The organism is Mesorhizobium sp. BH1-1-4 (assembly GCF_020165665.1).
In the GTDB taxonomy this organism is placed as follows: Bacteria; Pseudomonadota; Alphaproteobacteria; order Rhizobiales; family Rhizobiaceae; genus Mesorhizobium.
Genome location: NZ_JAIUIN010000003.1, coordinates 51,304 through 67,247 on the forward strand (window position 1 = coordinate 51,304; position 15,944 = coordinate 67,247).

Sequence of the window (15,944 nt, forward strand, 5' to 3'; positions counted from 1 at the left end):
AGCAATGGGGGGCTAAATGGGAGCGTTTTCGATCTGGCATTGGGTGATCGTGCTGTTGTTGATCGGCGTGCCTGTTTTCTTTGCTGTTCGATCGGCCGCGAAGCCGCCACAGAATCCCGAGGCTCTCGTGGGCTTCGGCGGCTGGCTGATGCTGCTGGCTATCGGTCAGACATTGTCACCGCTGCGTACGGTTGCCGATTTGGCCAATTCGATCGAGGGTTACCAGCAACTGATGCCGCTGCCAAATGGGCCTCTGGCGGTGTATGGCGAGGTTGCCCTCAATCTGGCGTTTCTGGCGATCCAACTGTCCGTGCTCGTGTTCATGCTGCGGCGAAGCCGACACTTTCCCCGCTTGTTTCTGTTGCAGTGGCTTGCGATCCCGGCCGTGTTTATCGTGGACACGATTTTGATCTCGTCAGCGCTGGATGTCCCACTGAGCCAAGTGCTTGCAGGCGGCGACGGGCTGGTCGCCCCCATAATCTCGGTCGTGGTGACCGGTCTCTGGGTCGCTTATGTCTTCAAGTCGATCAGGGTGAGAAATACGTTCGACAGGGGCGCGGCCGCTGCGCAAGTTGCACCGGCCGTTCAATAAGGGCTGGTCCGTCACACCGGCGTTTAGGAAGATAATCCAACGAGCTTGAGGTGGCCCGCCATTCGAAGCTCGAAGAACGAAGGACGGTGCCCCCGGACGGAATCGAACCGCCGACCTTCGGTTTACAAAACCGCTGCTCTACCAGCTGAGCTACAAGGGCATGGCGCTCCGGTAGCATATTTGGTGCGCCAGTAAAGACAAAACTCCATTTCGGCATCGGTCGTGGTGGATGGCGTATGGCCAGCATGCTGAAATCCGCAAACGCGCTTCCTACATGACGACAAGGGTGCAATCGCTTCGGACTGGAGTGTCGCATGATCAGGTTTGTCATCATTCTGCCGCTCGTCATCGTCGCATGGATGCTGCTGGTAAAGATCGTCAGGGACGTCAAGAACGCGAATGTCGACTGGACAGGCGTCACCACCATCATCGGCTTTATCGCGCTCGCCTTCTGGCTGCGGCACGTCACGGGCATGGGCTGAGAAATAGCGAGTAGTCAGTAGGAAGCAGCCAGTAGGGGAATAGGCCGTGCATTGTTCGGATGCGCCTAGTGTCTATTCACTCCGAAAAATCTCCTCGATCTCTCGAACCTTTCGCCGCTTCACGTCGACTGATCCTCAGAGGCGAATGGGTCGCCTCGATCAGAGATCCAGGAGATCGTTATGTTCAAGCGCAGTTTCGTTTCCAGCCTCGTCGCCATCGTCGTCGCGACCGGTGCGCTCGCCGGCACCGTTCAGTCTTCGTCCGCTCATGGCATGCATCGCCATCATCATTACAACGACTACCTCTACTACCAGGATTACCCGGACTACCCGGATTACTGGTGGGTCTATGGCCATCATCATCACCATCACCGTCATCATCGCCACCACATCATCATCTACTGAGCGCAGCCCGGCGGCGTGATGAAGAACCAGTGCAGGAAAGGGCGGCTTCGGCCGCCCTTTTGCATTGATACGGCGCTTCTTGTCGCCGCCACGGAAGATGACGCGATCGGCGCAAGGTGCTGAAGCGCGGCGGTCTCGATAATCAACGCCGGGGAGGGCCGCCGTGCCTTTTCAGGCAGCGGATCCCTGCTTCTTCGAAAAAAATCAAAACCGATCGAACCTTTTTCAATGCCGGGGCGACACATGATCAAGAGGCGGATGGATCGCCTCTCCAACGAAGCAAGGAGATCGTCATGTTCAAGCGCACACTCGTTTCCGGCCTCATCGCCACCACGGTCGCCGCCACCGCTTTGGTCGGCACCGTCCAGCCTTCGGCGGCCCATTCGCATCACCACGACCTTGGCATCGGCATCGCCGCCGGCGTTGGCGGTTTCGTTCTTGGCAGCCTGCTTGCCCAGCAGCCGCCGCGTACCGTCTATGTCGAGGAAGATGGCGGTTCCTGGCACGTCCGCCGCTGCTTCGAGCGTTACGCCAGCTACGATCCGGACTCGGATACCTATATCGGCCACGACGGCTACAGCCACTACTGCCGGCTCTGAGGGGAGGCGGACCAACGACAGGAAAGTGGACCAACGACAGGAAAGAGGGGTTGCGAGGCAGCCCCTCTTCGTTGTTTGAACACCGTCTTTCTAGAGGTGCGTCTTCGCGTCGGTGTCGAGGGGCGGCAAACCGGCGGCGCGGCAGGTGTCGCCAACGAGCCTCGTATCTGGCGGCTCTTCACCCATCGCGACGAGTTCGAAGCTGCTTCCCGCATCCGGATAAATCTTGGCGGCAAACGCTTTGTCCGTTCCATTGCCGCCGGACGACTTGGTGGTGACATGGCCGCAGACCACGATCTCCGCACGGCCATTAAGGGTCCGTTCTCCGGCAAGCATCGTCCCGAACCTGGCGGTGGCCGGGTCCTGCAGATGTTGGCGAACGCCTGTCGTGATGATCTCTTCCAAAGCGAGCGAGATCGGCATGGGATCGACGCGCTGGTTACCGGCATCGGATGTGGCTGCGGGCGGTGTCGCCACGCACCCGCAAAGTGAAGCGGCAAGCGAAAGCAGAGCCGTCTTTCTCATTCCTGCCCCTTCATGTGCTGTCCAGCCGCGCTGGCTGTCGCCGGCGCTTGTCCGAGCAAGCAGAGATGTACAGCGATTCTATGGGCGTCTAGTCTAATCGCTTCGATTGCCGGCTGGGGAGGTTGGCTTGGACGAGCAGGATGAGAAAGAAGACCTGATCGAGCCGGTGTTTCGCAACGGCACGGTCACGACGGTCGGCATTCTGCTGGCGTTCTCGCTGGGCTTCATCACCCATTGGGCCGCCAACCCGATTCCCTGGCAGACCTATCACCTGGTCGCTGTCCTGCCGATCCTGGCTGGTATCGCCTTGCAAATGCGAGCGCTGGCGTTGCTGCTCGACACGGCGTCACTGCGCCGGCCGGTCTATGCGCGCGCCAACCGTATCTTCATGGCCGGCCTCTTCTGCACCGCCAGCGGCGTCGGCCTGGCAATCCTGCTGGACGTCCTTCATGTGGCGGCCAGGAGCGCGCTGCCGGGCGCTGCCTGATCAGCCAGCCATCCCGCCGATCATTTTCGTCACCTCGACCGCTGCGTCGCGCACCAGCGGGCCGATCTCGGCCAGCCGCTCTGGCGTGACCCGTACCGTCGGCCCGGACACGGAAACACCGCCGATCGGTTCGCCATATTCGTTGAAGATGGCGGCGGCGACGCATCGCATGCCGGGGTGGCGCTCCTCGTCGTCGACCGACCAGCCGCGATGCTTGATGACAGCCAGATCGTGGGCGAGGGCGGAGATGTCGGAAAGGGTCTTGTCCGTGTAGCGCTGCAGGCCGGCCTTGCGCAGGATTGTCCCGACGCGCTCCGGTTCGAGATGCGCCAGCACCGCCTTGCCGATGCCGGAAGCATGGAAGGGGCTGCGCGTGCCCGGCCGGAAGAAGGCGCGGATCGCCTGATGTGTCTCGACCTGGCTGACGAAGACCACACAATCATCCTCGGCGACGCCGAGATTGGCGGTTTCGCCGGTCTTCTCCATCAATTCCTGCATGACGATGCGGGCACGGTCGACCAGCTTGCGGCGGCGCAGGAACGCCGCGCCCATCCGGTAGGTCTCGACGCCGATCGACCAAAGCTGGTCCGATGTGTCGAATTCGACCATGCCGTGGTTTTGAAGCGTCGTCAGCATGCGATAGGCGGTGGAGGCGGCGAGCCCGCTCTGCGCCGATATCTCGCTCAGCGACAGGCCGCTGCCTTCCGCGACGATGGCCAGGATACGCAAGGCGCGGTCAAGCGACTGCACCGAGGCCTCGGCAGGGCCGTTGAAAGCGCGCGGGCGCCCGCGCTGACGTTTTTCGCTGCTTTCCATGGCCAGCATTCTCGGCCGTTTCTCCAAAGATGCAATGAAAAAGTTTTTCATGAAATTTCCAGGTGCAAATCTGGAAAAGCGAAAGCCCAGCAAAATCAGCTATTAATCGCCGTTTTCTGGAAATGAAAAAATATTCTGGAAAAATTGAAAAATCGCCGGGGCGGTGACATCCTTAGCCATCCAACAATCATCTTGTGGAGGCTGGAAATGGCCAGGATGCGCGCTGTCGATGCCGCTGTTCTCGTTCTCGAAAAGGAAGGCGTCTCCTGCGCCTTCGGCGTGCCCGGCGCGGCGATCAATCCGCTCTACTCGGCGCTGAAGGCGAGGGGCACCATCCGCCATGTCCTGGCTCGCCACGTCGAGGGCGCCTCGCATATGGCGGAAGGCTATACCCGCGCCAAGGCCGGCAATATCGGGCTCTGCATCGGCACTTCGGGGCCGGCCGGCACCGATATGATCACCGGGCTCTATTCGGCCGCGGCCGATTCCATTCCAATCCTGTGCATCACCGGGCAGGCGCCACGCGCGCGCCTCAACAAGGAGGATTTTCAGGCCGTCGACATCGCCGCCATCGCCGCGCCCGTCGCCAAATGGGCGGTGACGGTGATGGAGCCCTATCTGGTGCCGATGGCGCTGCAAAAGGCGTTCCATCTCATGCGCTCGTCGCGGCCAGGTCCGGTGCTGATCGACCTGCCGGTCGACGTCCAGCTGGCCGAGATCGAGTTCGACATCGACGCCTATGAGCCGCTGGCGCCATTCAAGCCGGCGATGACGCGCGCCCAAGCCGAAAAGGCGCTGGGGATGCTGAACGCCTCGGAAAAGCCGCTGATCGTCGCCGGCGGCGGCATCATCAATGCCGACGCGTCGGACCTGCTGATCGAATTCGCCGAAATCACGGGCGTTCCGGTCATCCCGACACTGATGGGCTGGGGCGCGATCCCCGACGACCACCGGCTGATGGCCGGCATGTGCGGCCTGCAGACGTCGCACCGCTACGGCAATGCGACGATGCTGGAAGCCGACTTCGTCTTCGGCATCGGCAACCGCTGGGCCAACCGCCACACCGGCTCGGTGGACGTCTATACCAGAGGCAAGAAATTCATTCACGTCGATATCGAGCCTACTCAAATAGGCCGGGTCTTCGCGCCGGACCTCGGCGTCGTTTCGGATGCGGGTGCGGCGCTGAAGATGCTGCTCGACGTCGCCACCGAATGGAAGACGGCTGGAAAACTGCGCGACTGGTCGGGCTGGGCCAGGGAATGCCAGGGCCGCAAGAAGACGATGAAGCGCAAGACCCATTTCGACCAGGTGCCGCTGAAGCCGCAGCGCGTCTATGAGGAGATGAACAAGGCGTTTGGCCGCGACGTCACCTATGTCACCACCATCGGCCTGTCGCAGATCGCAGGCGCGCAGTTCCTGCATGTCTACAAGCCGCGTAACTGGATCAATTGCGGCCAGGCCGGCCCGCTCGGCTGGACGCTGCCGGCCGCACTCGGCGTGCGCGCCGCCGATCCCGACCGCGCGATCGTGGCGCTGTCGGGCGACTATGATTTCCAGTTCATGATCGAGGAACTGGCGGTCGGCGCCCAGCACAAGTTGCCTTACCTCCACGTCGTGGTGAACAACGCCTATCTCGGCCTGATCCGCCAAGCGCAGCGCGGTTTTTCGATGGACTACGAGGTGAGCCTCGCCTTCGAGAACATCAACCGTGCCAATGATCCCGAGGCGGGTTATGGCGTCGACCATGTCGCCGTCGCCGAAGCGATGGGCTGCAAGGCGGTCAGGGTGCGCAAGCCGGAAGAGTTCGCCGGCGCGTTCAAGGAAGCGCAGCGGTTGATGAAGGAGCATCGGGTTCCTGTCGTGCTCGAATTCATCCTCGAACGCGTCACCAACATCTCGATGGGTACCGAGATCGACAAGATCACCGAATTCGAGGACCTTGCCGAACATCAGGAAGACGCGCCCACCGCGATCGTGATGCTGGACTAAGTCATGCTGATATTCAGGTCAGGCCGGCCTGACCTGATCTCAACACGGCTTTGGTTCCGGGCAGAAAATAGGAGAAAAAGAATGCCGCGTTTTTCAGCCAATCTGTCGATGCTCTTTGGCGAGCATGATTTCCTCGACCGTATCGATGCCGCCGCCCGCGCCGGCTTCAAGGGTGTCGAATATATCGGACCGTATGATCATGCGCCCGAGGTGGTCGCCGCCCGCCTGAAGAAGAACGGCCTGACGCAGGTGCTGTTCAATCTGCCTGCGGGCGACTGGGCCAAGGGCGAGCGCGGCATCGCCGTGCTGCCGGACCGCGTGCCGGAATTTCGCCAGGGCATCGCCAAGGCGATCGCCTACGCGCAGGCGCTGGATTGCCAACAGGTCAACTGCCTAGCCGGCATCGCGCCGCAGGGTGTTGCGACCAAGGTGCTTGAGGATACCTTCGCCGAGAACCTGGCGTTCGCCGCCGAAAAACTGGAGCAGGCCGGCATCCGGCTGCTGATCGAGCCGATCAACACGCGCGATATTCCGGGCTTCTTCCTCAATTATTCAGACCAGGCGCTTGAGCTCATTGATCGCGTCGGCTCGAAGAACCTGTACCTGCAATACGACATCTACCACATGCAGATCATGGAGGGGGATCTCGCCCGTACCATCGAAGCGAACCTTCCCCGCATCGCGCATATCCAGCTTGCGGACAATCCCGGCCGTCACGAGCCGGGGACGGGCGAGATCAACTATCCCTTCCTCTACGACCACATCGACCGGATTGGTTATTCCGGCTGGATAGGCGCGGAATACAAGCCGAAGGCGGGCACGGAAGCCGGGCTGGGCTGGTTTCGGGATCTGGCCGGACAGGGCAGCGCGGCGGCTTAGAGCATCCCTTCTCCCCGTCACTATACGGGGACAAGGTGCCCGGTTCACCCTCCGTAGCTGCACCGCAGCGAAGGATGGGCAGGCGGATGAGGGGCAGCGCCGGCCTTTCGACAAATTCGAGCCAGGAATTTCAGGAGAACCATAATGGAAACCATAGGCTTCATCGGCCTCGGCATCATGGGCGCACCCATGGCAGGGCATCTGCTTGGAGCCGGCTACACGGTCGTGGCCAGCGACCACCGCTCGAAACCGCCGGCCGACCTTGTCGCCAACGGCCTGAAGACCGTCACCGGCCATGCCGCGGTGGCCAAGGCCGCCGACATCATCATCACCATGGTTCCTGACACGCCGCAGGTGGCCGATGTGCTGTTCGGCGACAACGGCGTCGCCTCCGGCCTGTCGAAGGGCAAGCTGCTGATCGACATGAGTTCGATCTCGCCGATCGCGACCAAGGAATTCGCAAAGAAGATCAACGAGCTCGGCTGCGACTATCTCGACGCGCCGGTCTCGGGCGGCGAGGTTGGCGCCAAAGCGGCGTCGCTGACCATCATGGTCGGCGGCGAGGAGAAAGCCTTCGAGCGCGCAAAACCAATCTTCGAGAAGATGGGCAAGAACATCAATTTGGTCGGGCCGAACGGCGTCGGCCAGACCACCAAGGTCGCCAACCAGATCGTCGTCGCGCTGACCATTGAAGCCGTCGCCGAAGCGCTTGTTTTTGCATCGAAAGCCGGCGCCGACCCTGCCAAGGTCAGGCAGGCGCTGATGGGCGGGCTGGCCGCCTCACGCATTCTCGAAGTGCATGGCGAGCGCATGGTCAAGCGCACCTTCGCGCCAGGCTTCCGCATCGAACTGCACCAGAAGGATCTGAACCTCGCTTTGGAGGGTGCGAAGGCGCTTGGCGTGTCGCTGCCCAACACATCGGCGACGCAGCAACTGTTCAATTCCTGCGCCGCCAATGGTGGTGCGAAGGAGGATCATTCGGCGCTGGTCAGGGCGCTAGAGCGGATGGCCAATTTCGAGATCGGCAAGGAGGAAACGGAAATCAAGGGTAAAGCGGCATAGGTCGGGAGAGGGCGGCACAACGTTCCCAAAGCCGCCAACTCCTGTCCGTCGAAGAGCGGGTTTCGGTTTTGTCGCCGGAACCCGTTTTTGCTTCCTGGCGGGAACTTGCCGCTTTCAGTCAGCCGCGCTTTAAAAATTCCCGTGCCGCATAAAGGCTCACCGCCGCGGCATTCGACACATTCAGCGAGCGGATGGCGCCGGGCATGTCGAGCCGCGCCAGCGTCGTCACCGTCTCGCGCGTCTTCTGGCGCAGGCCCTTGCCTTCTGCGCCCAGCACCAAGGCTATCCTGTCGCCGGCAAAACTGGTTTCGAGTTCCGCCGGCCCGTCCGAATCGAGCCCGATGGTCTGGAAGCCGGCCTCGTGCAGTTGTCCGAGCGCGTCGGCGAGGTTCTTCACCTCGATCTGGTCGATATGCTCCAGTGCGCCGGAGGCGGATTTCGCCAGCACGCCCGATTCCTGCGGGCTGTGGCGTGCCGTGGTGATCAGTGCGCCGGCGCCGAAGGCCACCGCAGAACGCAAAATGGCGCCGACATTGTGCGGATCGGTGACCTGATCGAGCACCAGCACCAGCCTGGTGTCGCCAAGCGCGTCGAGGCGCTTGGGCTTCAGCGGCTCGGCCTCGATCAGCACGCCCTGATGCACGGCGTCCGACCCGGTGATCTTGTCGATGTCCCTCGGTTCGACCAGGTCGGCCTTGAAGGGCAAAGCGGTGAGATCGGCGATCTCGAGCCGTTCGGCCGCATTGCGCGTCACCAGCATTCTTTTGATCCGGCGGCGCGGATTGTCGAGCGCGGCGCGCACAGTGTGCAGGCCATAAAGACGCACCAGCCCATCCCCGGCGTTTTCGCCTGGCGGCACGGGTTGGCGCGGCCTGAAGGCCGGTGCGCCGCCGCTTTTCTCGTCGCGATACGCGCGGCGCAGCTTGGCGTAGTGGGTGTCTTTCGGGGTGTTGGAATTGTTGCTCATGGCCGGCTTCTATAGCCGTCTCCTCCCGCCAAGGATATGCCCTGTCGCCGCAGCCGGCGAACAACATCGAAAAACCCTTCCTGCGCGGTTGACACCCACTGGCCTTGCCGCCATAAGGCGCTTCGCTGATTTCGGAGAAGACAACTCGGGTCCGGATCGGCGTGAATGCCTCGTTGCATGGCTCCGGCGGCAGACTGGAGAGGTGCCCGAGTGGTTAAAGGGGACGGACTGTAAATCCGTTAGCTTAGCTTACGTTGGTTCGAATCCAACCCTCTCCACCACTGCCGGCCCGGAAGCCCTGAAACGCGAAAGCATCGGAGACGAAAAGTGCATGGCGCTTTTCCAGTGAATCCGGTACTTCAGTGCAAGGCGCGGGTATAGCTCAGTGGTAGAGCAGCAGCCTTCCAAGCTGAATATGCGGGTTCGATTCCCGCTACCCGCTCCAGACTTTCATCCAAACTAGTGTTACGCCGAAACGCTGCGCGGCAATGCGCGCAGCGCCTCTGGCATTCGTGCATGCCACCCTAGCTGTTGAACGCGGATGCGACCTGGTGCTGCTGCGGCACCTGGCCGTTCGGCGTCAGCTTGTCGACGATGCCCGGCAGGGCCGTCGACAGCTGCTTGAGCAGTTCCTGCTCGTCGAGCCCTGTCCTTTGCGCGATCTCGCGGATGACCTGCGGTCCGATCGCGTTGCCGAGATCATTGGCGTTGATCGACTGGTTCTGCCCGGTGCCGACCCAGGAGTCGGCGACATTGCCATGGCCGGCATTCTTGAGCTTGTCGAGCAGGCCGCCCAAACCGCCGAGCAGGCCGCCATCGCCTGGATTGGCTTCGGTCGGAGCAGGGACGGGGGGAGCAGCGGCGTCGGGTTGGTCCGGCTGTTCGGCGCTTCTGCCGCTCAGCATCTTTCCGACCAGCAACGCGCCAAGTGCGATCATCAGCGGTTTGGTGATGTTGCCGCCAGGAACGGCGTTGTCAAAAAGTCCCATAGTGGATCCTCCATCTAGCCAAGCCCAACCCATCTTCAACAATGGCGCAATCGGGCGGAATTTCAAGCTGGCTTGTGGTTTTGACATTCATATGAAAATCTCCGCTTGGCGGAGGGAAGGAGAGGAAAAAATGGGTATCATCAGCTGGATCATTCTGGGCGTCATTGCCGGTTTCATCGGCAGCAAGATCGTCAACAAGACCGGCCAGGGCATGATCATGGATATCGTGCTCGGCATCGTCGGCGCAATTGTCGGCGGCCTGATCTTCAGCGCCTTTGGCGCGTCGGGCGTGACCGGCCTCAACATCTATAGCCTGATCGTCGCCGTGGTGGGCGCCGTGGTCGTCCTTTGGGCCTATCACCAGTTCAGCGGGCGCCGAACGCTTTAGCAGCCCGAGGCGACTGGCTGCGCCAGATAGGCGGCGGCCCCGCGCGGCTTTCGGGCCGCCTCGACCGCCGGCTTGCCTATGGCATCAGCACCGCGTCGGCGGCGGCAAGCTCCCTCGGCTGATTGGTTCGTCCAGCCGCGTAGATGATCCCCACGGCGTCGGCAACGGCCTTGGCGAGCGCCCCGCCGGCAACTAAGCGATCACCGTCAGCCGGCGCTTGCGCTGATCCAGGGAAACGATGGTCAGCCCGCTGGCGACCACCAGCAGGATGCCGCAGACGGCAAGCGTGTTGGGAAATTGCCCGAACACCAGCAGGCCTGAAATGACCGCCCAGACCGTGAAGCAATAGTAGAATGGCGCCACCGCTCCGGTCGGCCCGACGCGATAGGCCATGAAGATGAAGAAGTGGCCGAAGATCAGGAAGAAGCCGGCGCCTGCCATCAGCATCAGGTGACGGGCCTCGGGCATGACCCAGCGCTCGGACATCAGATGCGCGGCGCCGGCGCCGATGAGCACGACGACGACGGCCGAGATCGCCACGATCATTCCCGGCACTTCGGCGGTGATCTTGCGGCCGGCCAGATCGCGGGCGGCGGCGAATGTCGCGTTGCCGAGTGCCAGCAAGGCGTAGACCGAAATGCCTTGCATGGTCGGCTGCGCCACCATCAGCGCGCCAAGGAAGCCCAATCCGATCAGTGCCATGCGTTGGCCGCCGATCCGCTCGCCAAACAGGATCGAGGAGCCGACCAGCATCAGGAGCGGCGTGATCTGGCCGAGCGCGGTGGAATCGGCGATCTGCATATTGGCGAGCGCGACGACGTAACAGAGGATCGCCGCCAGCTCGAGCAGGTTCCTGCGCAGCACCCGCTTGTCGAAGATCAGCGGGATCTGCTTGCCGTAGCCGAGCGCGAACAGCAGCGGAAAGCCCCAAAGCGTTGCCGCGGCACCACGCAGGAAAAGCACCTCGTAGGACGGCAAGCCCACTGTCGCGAGCTTCATCATCGTATCGTTGACCAGATACGACCCGGTCGAGACGATCATGAACAGCGGGCCGCGAATGGCAGTCGGAATGAAATGCATCGGCGCAGGAAATCAGACCGGGGTGGCCGCCGCAATGGGCCATGGACCGCCGGCAAATCCGACAGCGACCGATGCGCGGGCCTGCTAAATCCCCACATTGTTCCGCCGGCTTCCGCCCATTCCATTTTCGACGGCGGCTCCCTATATCAGCGCCATACCCCCGCAATCGGATCATGGGTTCTGGCCGAGTGAGATGGCGCCCGGGCAAAAGATGCTTGTGTTTTTTGGCCTTTCTCGCTAATCGCCCCGCATTCGACTGAACTGAAGGTCCAGGCCGTCCAAGGAAAGAGACTATGGCAAAAGGTAAATTCGAGCGTACGAAGCCTCATGTGAACATTGGCACGATCGGCCACGTCGATCACGGCAAGACGTCGCTGACGGCTGCGATCACCAAGTATTTCGGCGAATACAAGCGCTATGACCAGATCGACGCGGCGCCCGAAGAGAAGGCGCGCGGCATCACGATCTCGACGGCTCACGTCGAATACGAGACCGCCAACCGCCACTACGCCCACGTCGACTGCCCCGGCCACGCCGACTATGTGAAGAACATGATCACCGGCGCCGCGCAGATGGACGGCGCGATCCTGGTCGTGTCGGCCGCCGACGGCCCGATGCCGCAGACCCGCGAGCACATCCTGCTTGCCCGTCAGGTCGGCGTCCCGTCGATCGTGGTGTTCCTCAACAAGGTCGACCAGGTCGACGACGCGGAACTGCTCGAACTGGTCGAGCTCGAGGTTCGCGAGCTTCTGTCGAAGAACGAGTTCCCCGGCGACGACATTCCGATCGTCAAGGGTTCGGCTCTGGCCGCCCTCGAGGATTCGGACAAGACGATCGGCGAGGACGCGATCCGCGAGCTGATGGCTCAGGTCGACGCCTACATCCCGACGCCGGTTCGTCCGCTGGACAAGCCGTTCCTGATGCCGATCGAGGACGTGTTCTCGATCTCGGGTCGCGGCACGGTCGTCACCGGCCGCGTCGAGCGTGGCGTGGTCAAGGTCGGCGAGGAGCTGGAGATCATCGGCATCCGTCCGACGACCAAGACGACCTGCACGGGCGTGGAAATGTTCCGCAAGCTGCTCGATCAGGGCCAGGCTGGCGACAACATCGGCGCGCTGCTGCGCGGTGTCGACCGTGAAGGTGTCGAGCGCGGCCAGGTTCTTGCCAAGCCGGGCACGGTGAAGCCGCACAAGAAGTTCGTGGCCGAAGCCTACATCCTGACCAAGGACGAAGGTGGCCGTCACACGCCGTTCTTCACCAACTACCGTCCGCAGTTCTACTTCCGCACGACCGACGTGACCGGCATCGTGTCGCTGCCGGAAGGCACCGAGATGGTGATGCCTGGCGACAACATCACGGTCGATGTCGAGCTGATCGTGCCGATCGCCATGGAAGAGAAGCTGCGCTTCGCCATCCGTGAAGGCGGCCGCACCGTCGGTGCCGGCATCGTCGTCACCATCAAGGAATAATCGATCCGGCTGCTGCCGGTTCGACAAGGAAAGGGCGGTCTTCGGGCCGCCCTTTTTCGTTTCAGGCTGCTCGGCGGCGCAAGTATCGCAAGGATTATTTCAAAGCTGTTGCAAGCGCCATGGCTGCAACTAGTATGGGTTTGGAGCGAGGGAGCTTTGCCAAGAGTGGTTCCAGGGCGCCGTTTCGGTGGGCAGGCATGGCGGTTGTGGGCACTGGTATGCCTCGTCGTCGCCATGGCGCTGCCTGTGCTGACGGCGCGAGCGCAGGATGGCCCTCCCGATATCCCGTCCATGCGCTTCGTCGTCGTGCGCAGCAACGCGCCGGGATGCGAACCCAACTGTCCTGAGTGGATATCGGCCGACGGCGCCATCGAGGCGGGCACGCCGTCGCTCCTAAAGCGCACGCTCAAGGCGCTCAAGGGAAGGCGATTGCCTGTTGTCGTCAATTCGCCCGGCGGCAATGTCGACGCGGCGCTGGCACTTGGCCGGATGATCCGCAAGAACAAGCTCGACGTCGCCGTCGGCGTCACGATTTTTTCCGATTGCCAGCCGGAGGTGAGGAATTGCAACGACAACAGGGGCAAGGGTGCCGACTATTTCGGCATCGCCCATGATGATGGGGCCATGTGTAATTCGGCCTGTCCGCTGATGTTTTCCGGCGGCGTCCGCCGCGTGGTGGGCGATTTCGGCTATCTCGGCGTTCACCAGATCACCACCACCTACCGCCGGGAGAAGCTGCTCTACCGGACCACGTACCGGATCGTGAACGGCAAGAAAAAGGTCATCAGCACCAAGGTGGTCAGCCGGAAAAACGCGGGCAGCTACAAAACCTACGAGATGAGCAGGACGGTCGAGAAGACGCTTTCGGCGTATCTCAAGGAAATGGGGATAGGCGACGGCGTGCTGGATGTCATGAAGGCCACGCCGGCCAGCGACATCCGTCAGATTCCGCTCGACGACATGTTGACGATGAAGCTGGTCACCAGCCGGGACACCGTGGATCTGTTGACCACGGCAAGCCTGTGCGTGCCGGACCAGCCGGCCACGAATTGCCGGGAGATGGCTGGACCAGCAAACAAGGCGACGCCATCGGCCGCTGCCCGGCCTGCCACTGCCGTTGCCGGTGAACCGGCCAAAGCAAAGGCCGGCGGGGACATGCGCTTTGTCGTGGTTCGCGGCAGCAATCCGCTCTGCAATCCCGACTGCCCCGAATGGATATCGGCGGAAGGTGCGATCACCACCCAGACGCCGCTGAAGCTGCGGCAGCTATTTGCCACGCTGGGCGATCGGCACCTGCCTGTCGTCATCAGCTCTCGGGGAGGCGACCTGTCCAGCGCGCTCGCCATGGGAAGGCTTATCCATGAGAGGAAGCTCGACATCGCCGTTGCCCGGACCGATTTCGTCGACTGTGATCCCGGCGCGTGGCACTGCCTGGCCAGGGAAGGAGCCTATGCCGGTTTGAGCATCGATACCGGGGTGGAGTGTGATTCCGCCTGCGCGCTCGTGGTTGCCGCCGGCGCCAGGCGGCTTGTCGGCCCCCGGGCGCGGCTCAGCCTCTACCCGATGGGACAGAAGCCGGTGGTCAAGGCCTACCTCGAGGAGATGGCGATCGGTCCCGCTCTGTTCGCCGCGATCGAGCGACGCTCGGCTGAGGGGCAACTTGACCCGGACACGATGCTGAAGGCCGGACTGACAACGGGACCGCAATCGGTCGACGCGCTGACGGGCTCCACGGTTTGCAAGGCCGTTGCCAAGCCAGGCAATTGCCGGGGCCTGCCAGCCGCCAACGCACAGGCCGACGCGCCCGCCAAGCTGTAGGGCGCGGCGGCGGCGGAAAACTGGCCATCGAGGCAGGTTGAGCCATACTCGATTTCCGCTATCGTCGCGGCTGCGGGGCCGGCGAAGGATCGAGAATGAGCCAGGATGTTCCGACACTCTACGAATGGGCCGGTGGCGGCGAGTCGCTGAACCGGCTGACGCAAACCTTCTATGACAAGGTGGCAAGGGATCCGGTCGTCGGCCCGGTGTTCAAGCAAATGTCGCCGGACCACCCCGCCCATGTCGCCGCCTTCATCGGCGAGGTTTTTGGCGGACCGAAAACCTATAGCGAGGAATTCGGCGGCCACCGCGAAATGGTCATGCATCACCTGGGCAAGCATCTGACCGAGGCGCAGCGCCGCCGCTGGATCAATCTTCTCGCCGACGCGGCGGACGAGGTCGGCCTGCCCGACGATCCCGAATTCCGTTCCGCCTTCATTGGCTACATCGAATGGGGATCGCGGCTGGCCAAGATGAATTCCAATCTCGGCGAAACCTGCGATCCCGAAAGCGAGCCGATGCCGGCCTGGGGCTGGGGCGTGCCTGGCGGACCGTACCGGGTGCCGGACGAAAAATAGCTTCCGTTTGCCACGGAGATGGAGGACCGATGCCGCAAGATGCCAAGATCGTGCGCTGGCGCGAGTGGGATGGCCCCGGCTTCGAACATCTTGTGCTGCGGGGAGAGACGGGGCGGTTCCTGGCCGATTCCGTCGTCATCTGCTCGGGCGAAACGCCATTTGCGGTCCGCTATCGCATCGCCTGCGATGCCGGCTGGCACGCGCGGAGCGTCATGGTCGATATGATCGGCGATGGCCGGACGCTTGTCCTGGCGTCGGATGGGGATGGTCGCTGGACCAGGAACGGCCTGCCGATGCCCGAGCTCGCCGGCGTCCTCGACCCGGACCTGACCGTCACCCCTTTCACGAACACGCTGCCGATCCGGCGCCTGGCGCTCTCGACTGGGCAGAGCGCCGAGATCACCACCGCCTTCATCGATTTTCCGGCCCTCTCTGTCGTGCCCAACCCGCAACGCTACACATGCCTCGAAGAGGGCAGGCGATACCTCTATGAATCGCGCGCCAGCGACTTCAGGCGGGAACTGGAGATCGACCGCGATGGGCTGGTCGTCGACTATCCTGATTTCTGGCGCAGGGGTTAAACGCGTTTGCCTGCAAACCGCTCTTTACAGAGAGCACGGAAGCTTTTAGGAAGCCCCTGCTGCGCCGAGGCGCACATGTACGGGCATAGCTCAGTTGGTAGAGCGGCGGTCTCCAAAACCGCAGGTCGTAGGTTCGAGCCCTGCTGCCCGTGCCATTCCTTCAGAGGAATGACGAACGCCAGGAGACTTCCCGACGACCGAAATTGAATATGCAACATGGCGCGGCGGCGAAGGTCTG

18 protein-coding genes and 4 tRNA genes are annotated in these 15,944 nt (G+C 62.4%); 16 read left to right on the plus strand and 6 right to left on the minus strand.

Translation table 11 applies throughout. The features are described 5' to 3' along the window. Positions 1-16 precede the first annotated feature (16 nt). The gene (locus LB569_RS06615; protein ID WP_224691563.1) at positions 17-592 is read left to right on the plus strand and encodes a DUF2569 family protein; all 576 of its coding nucleotides are present in this window, start codon (positions 17-19) and stop codon (positions 590-592) included. An 87-nt stretch (positions 593-679) separates the two neighbouring features. Here LB569_RS06615 and LB569_RS06620 read toward each other — a convergent pair. Beyond that, positions 680-752: transfer RNA gene (locus LB569_RS06620), tRNA-Thr, on the minus strand. 154 nt (positions 753-906) lie between these two features. On the opposite strand from LB569_RS06620, the gene LB569_RS06625 reads away from it, so the two are divergent. The 3 genes from LB569_RS06625 (at position 907) to LB569_RS06635 (ending at position 2,078) form a co-directional block, all read left to right on the plus strand. Then, the gene (locus LB569_RS06625; RefSeq protein ID WP_224534519.1) at positions 907-1,074 is read left to right on the plus strand and encodes a hypothetical protein; all 168 of its coding nucleotides are present in this window, start codon (positions 907-909) and stop codon (positions 1,072-1,074) included. Positions 1,075-1,254: 180 nt separating this feature from the next. Beyond that, positions 1,255-1,479 (plus strand): hypothetical protein, encoded by a 225-nt coding sequence (locus LB569_RS06630; protein WP_140710297.1) that lies wholly within the window; start codon positions 1,255-1,257, stop codon positions 1,477-1,479. Positions 1,480-1,772: 293 nt separating this feature from the next. Continuing rightward, complete coding sequence (locus LB569_RS06635; RefSeq protein WP_224691564.1) at positions 1,773-2,078, plus strand: BA14K family protein; 306 nt, start codon at positions 1,773-1,775, stop codon at positions 2,076-2,078. Positions 2,079-2,168: 90 nt separating this feature from the next. Here LB569_RS06635 and LB569_RS06640 read toward each other — a convergent pair whose 3' ends face one another. Further along, a complete protein-coding gene (locus LB569_RS06640) occupies positions 2,169-2,501 on the minus strand; it encodes a hypothetical protein (RefSeq protein WP_224691565.1) in 333 nt (110 codons plus the stop codon). Positions 2,502-2,730: 229 nt separating this feature from the next. On the opposite strand from LB569_RS06640, the gene LB569_RS06645 reads away from it, so the two are divergent. After that, a complete protein-coding gene (locus LB569_RS06645) occupies positions 2,731-3,090 on the plus strand; it encodes a hypothetical protein (protein WP_224691566.1) in 360 nt (119 codons plus the stop codon). On the opposite strand, the gene bhcR is transcribed toward LB569_RS06645, so the two are convergent. After that, positions 3,091-3,906 carry an HTH-type transcriptional regulator BhcR gene (gene bhcR, locus LB569_RS06650; RefSeq protein WP_224534527.1) on the minus strand — a complete coding sequence of 272 codons (816 nt, stop codon included), beginning with the start codon at positions 3,904-3,906 and terminating at the stop codon, positions 3,091-3,093. Positions 3,907-4,113: 207 nt separating this feature from the next. Between bhcR and gcl the strand changes: the two genes are divergently transcribed. The 3 genes from gcl to LB569_RS06665 all read left to right on the plus strand — a co-directional run bounded on the left by gcl (position 4,114) and on the right by LB569_RS06665 (position 7,836). Then, a complete protein-coding gene (gene gcl, locus LB569_RS06655; RefSeq protein WP_224691567.1) occupies positions 4,114-5,895 on the plus strand; it encodes a glyoxylate carboligase in 1,782 nt (593 codons plus the stop codon). 81 nt (positions 5,896-5,976) lie between these two features. After that, the gene (gene otnI / locus LB569_RS06660; protein WP_224691568.1) at positions 5,977-6,774 is read left to right on the plus strand and encodes a 2-oxo-tetronate isomerase; all 798 of its coding nucleotides are present in this window, start codon (positions 5,977-5,979) and stop codon (positions 6,772-6,774) included. A gap of 144 nt (positions 6,775-6,918) precedes the next feature. Then, positions 6,919-7,836, plus strand: a complete 918-nt coding sequence (locus LB569_RS06665) for a 2-hydroxy-3-oxopropionate reductase (RefSeq protein ID WP_224691569.1) — start codon at positions 6,919-6,921, stop codon at positions 7,834-7,836. A gap of 118 nt (positions 7,837-7,954) precedes the next feature. Here the strand turns inward: LB569_RS06665 and LB569_RS06670 are convergent, their stop codons facing one another. Next, positions 7,955-8,803: a TrmH family RNA methyltransferase gene (locus tag LB569_RS06670; protein WP_224691570.1), complete on the minus strand. Its 849-nt coding sequence runs from the start codon at positions 8,801-8,803 to the stop codon at positions 7,955-7,957. 196 nt (positions 8,804-8,999) lie between these two features. Between LB569_RS06670 and LB569_RS06675 the strand changes: the two genes are divergently transcribed. Both LB569_RS06675 and LB569_RS06680 read left to right on the plus strand, forming a co-directional pair. Then, positions 9,000-9,084: transfer RNA gene (locus LB569_RS06675), tRNA-Tyr, on the plus strand. A gap of 90 nt (positions 9,085-9,174) precedes the next feature. After that, positions 9,175-9,248: transfer RNA gene (locus tag LB569_RS06680), tRNA-Gly, on the plus strand. Between the two features lie 79 nt (positions 9,249-9,327). Here LB569_RS06680 and LB569_RS06685 read toward each other — a convergent pair. Beyond that, positions 9,328-9,792, minus strand: coding sequence for a YidB family protein (locus tag LB569_RS06685; RefSeq protein WP_224534533.1), 465 nt, complete (start codon positions 9,790-9,792; stop codon positions 9,328-9,330). Between the two features lie 130 nt (positions 9,793-9,922). Between LB569_RS06685 and LB569_RS06690 the strand changes: the two genes are divergently transcribed. Beyond that, positions 9,923-10,180 carry a GlsB/YeaQ/YmgE family stress response membrane protein gene (locus LB569_RS06690; protein WP_140710278.1) on the plus strand — a complete coding sequence of 86 codons (258 nt, stop codon included), beginning with the start codon at positions 9,923-9,925 and terminating at the stop codon, positions 10,178-10,180. A gap of 192 nt (positions 10,181-10,372) precedes the next feature. Here LB569_RS06690 and LB569_RS06695 read toward each other — a convergent pair whose 3' ends face one another. Beyond that, positions 10,373-11,260 carry a DMT family transporter gene (locus tag LB569_RS06695; RefSeq protein WP_224691571.1) on the minus strand — a complete coding sequence of 296 codons (888 nt, stop codon included), beginning with the start codon at positions 11,258-11,260 and terminating at the stop codon, positions 10,373-10,375. 293 nt (positions 11,261-11,553) lie between these two features. Here LB569_RS06695 and tuf point away from each other — a divergent pair, with 293 nt between their 5' ends. The 5 genes from tuf to LB569_RS06720 all read left to right on the plus strand — a co-directional run bounded on the left by tuf (position 11,554) and on the right by LB569_RS06720 (position 15,861). Then, on the plus strand, positions 11,554-12,729 hold the full coding sequence (gene tuf, locus LB569_RS06700; protein WP_224534536.1) for an elongation factor Tu: 1,176 nt from the start codon (positions 11,554-11,556) through the stop codon (positions 12,727-12,729). A 165-nt stretch (positions 12,730-12,894) separates the two neighbouring features. Beyond that, complete coding sequence (locus LB569_RS06705; RefSeq protein WP_224691572.1) at positions 12,895-14,547, plus strand: hypothetical protein; 1,653 nt, start codon at positions 12,895-12,897, stop codon at positions 14,545-14,547. Between the two features lie 95 nt (positions 14,548-14,642). After that, positions 14,643-15,125 (plus strand): group II truncated hemoglobin, encoded by a 483-nt coding sequence (locus LB569_RS06710; protein ID WP_224691573.1) that lies wholly within the window; start codon positions 14,643-14,645, stop codon positions 15,123-15,125. Positions 15,126-15,154: 29 nt separating this feature from the next. Next, a complete protein-coding gene (locus tag LB569_RS06715; RefSeq protein WP_224691574.1) occupies positions 15,155-15,706 on the plus strand; it encodes a putative glycolipid-binding domain-containing protein in 552 nt (183 codons plus the stop codon). 79 nt (positions 15,707-15,785) lie between these two features. Beyond that, positions 15,786-15,861, plus strand: a tRNA-Trp gene (locus LB569_RS06720). Positions 15,862-15,944: the final 83 nt, after the last annotated feature.

What these genes read in the sequence shown, in the direction of transcription:
- LB569_RS06670 (WP_224691570.1), bottom strand. Translation starts at nt 8,803, where the DNA reads ATGAGCAACAATTCCAACACCCCGAAAGACACCCACTACGCCAAGCTG.
- LB569_RS06630 (WP_140710297.1), top strand. Translation starts at nt 1,255, where the DNA reads ATGTTCAAGCGCAGTTTCGTTTCCAGCCTCGTCGCCATCGTCGTCGCG.
- LB569_RS06625 (WP_224534519.1), top strand. Translation starts at nt 907, where the DNA reads ATGATCAGGTTTGTCATCATTCTGCCGCTCGTCATCGTCGCATGGATG.
- LB569_RS06690 (WP_140710278.1), top strand. Translation starts at nt 9,923, where the DNA reads ATGGGTATCATCAGCTGGATCATTCTGGGCGTCATTGCCGGTTTCATC.
- LB569_RS06640 (WP_224691565.1), bottom strand. Translation starts at nt 2,501, where the DNA reads ATGCCGATCTCGCTCGCTTTGGAAGAGATCATCACGACAGGCGTTCGC.
- LB569_RS06685 (WP_224534533.1), bottom strand. Translation starts at nt 9,792, where the DNA reads ATGGGACTTTTTGACAACGCCGTTCCTGGCGGCAACATCACCAAACCG.
- LB569_RS06715 (WP_224691574.1), top strand. Translation starts at nt 15,155, where the DNA reads ATGCCGCAAGATGCCAAGATCGTGCGCTGGCGCGAGTGGGATGGCCCC.
- LB569_RS06710 (WP_224691573.1), top strand. Translation starts at nt 14,643, where the DNA reads ATGAGCCAGGATGTTCCGACACTCTACGAATGGGCCGGTGGCGGCGAG.
- LB569_RS06665 (WP_224691569.1), top strand. Translation starts at nt 6,919, where the DNA reads ATGGAAACCATAGGCTTCATCGGCCTCGGCATCATGGGCGCACCCATG.
- LB569_RS06695 (WP_224691571.1), bottom strand. Translation starts at nt 11,260, where the DNA reads ATGCATTTCATTCCGACTGCCATTCGCGGCCCGCTGTTCATGATCGTC.
- LB569_RS06615 (WP_224691563.1), top strand. Translation starts at nt 17, where the DNA reads ATGGGAGCGTTTTCGATCTGGCATTGGGTGATCGTGCTGTTGTTGATC.
- LB569_RS06635 (WP_224691564.1), top strand. Translation starts at nt 1,773, where the DNA reads ATGTTCAAGCGCACACTCGTTTCCGGCCTCATCGCCACCACGGTCGCC.
- gcl (WP_224691567.1), top strand. Translation starts at nt 4,114, where the DNA reads ATGGCCAGGATGCGCGCTGTCGATGCCGCTGTTCTCGTTCTCGAAAAG.
- otnI (WP_224691568.1), top strand. Translation starts at nt 5,977, where the DNA reads ATGCCGCGTTTTTCAGCCAATCTGTCGATGCTCTTTGGCGAGCATGAT.
- bhcR (WP_224534527.1), bottom strand. Translation starts at nt 3,906, where the DNA reads ATGGAAAGCAGCGAAAAACGTCAGCGCGGGCGCCCGCGCGCTTTCAAC.
- tuf (WP_224534536.1), top strand. Translation starts at nt 11,554, where the DNA reads ATGGCAAAAGGTAAATTCGAGCGTACGAAGCCTCATGTGAACATTGGC.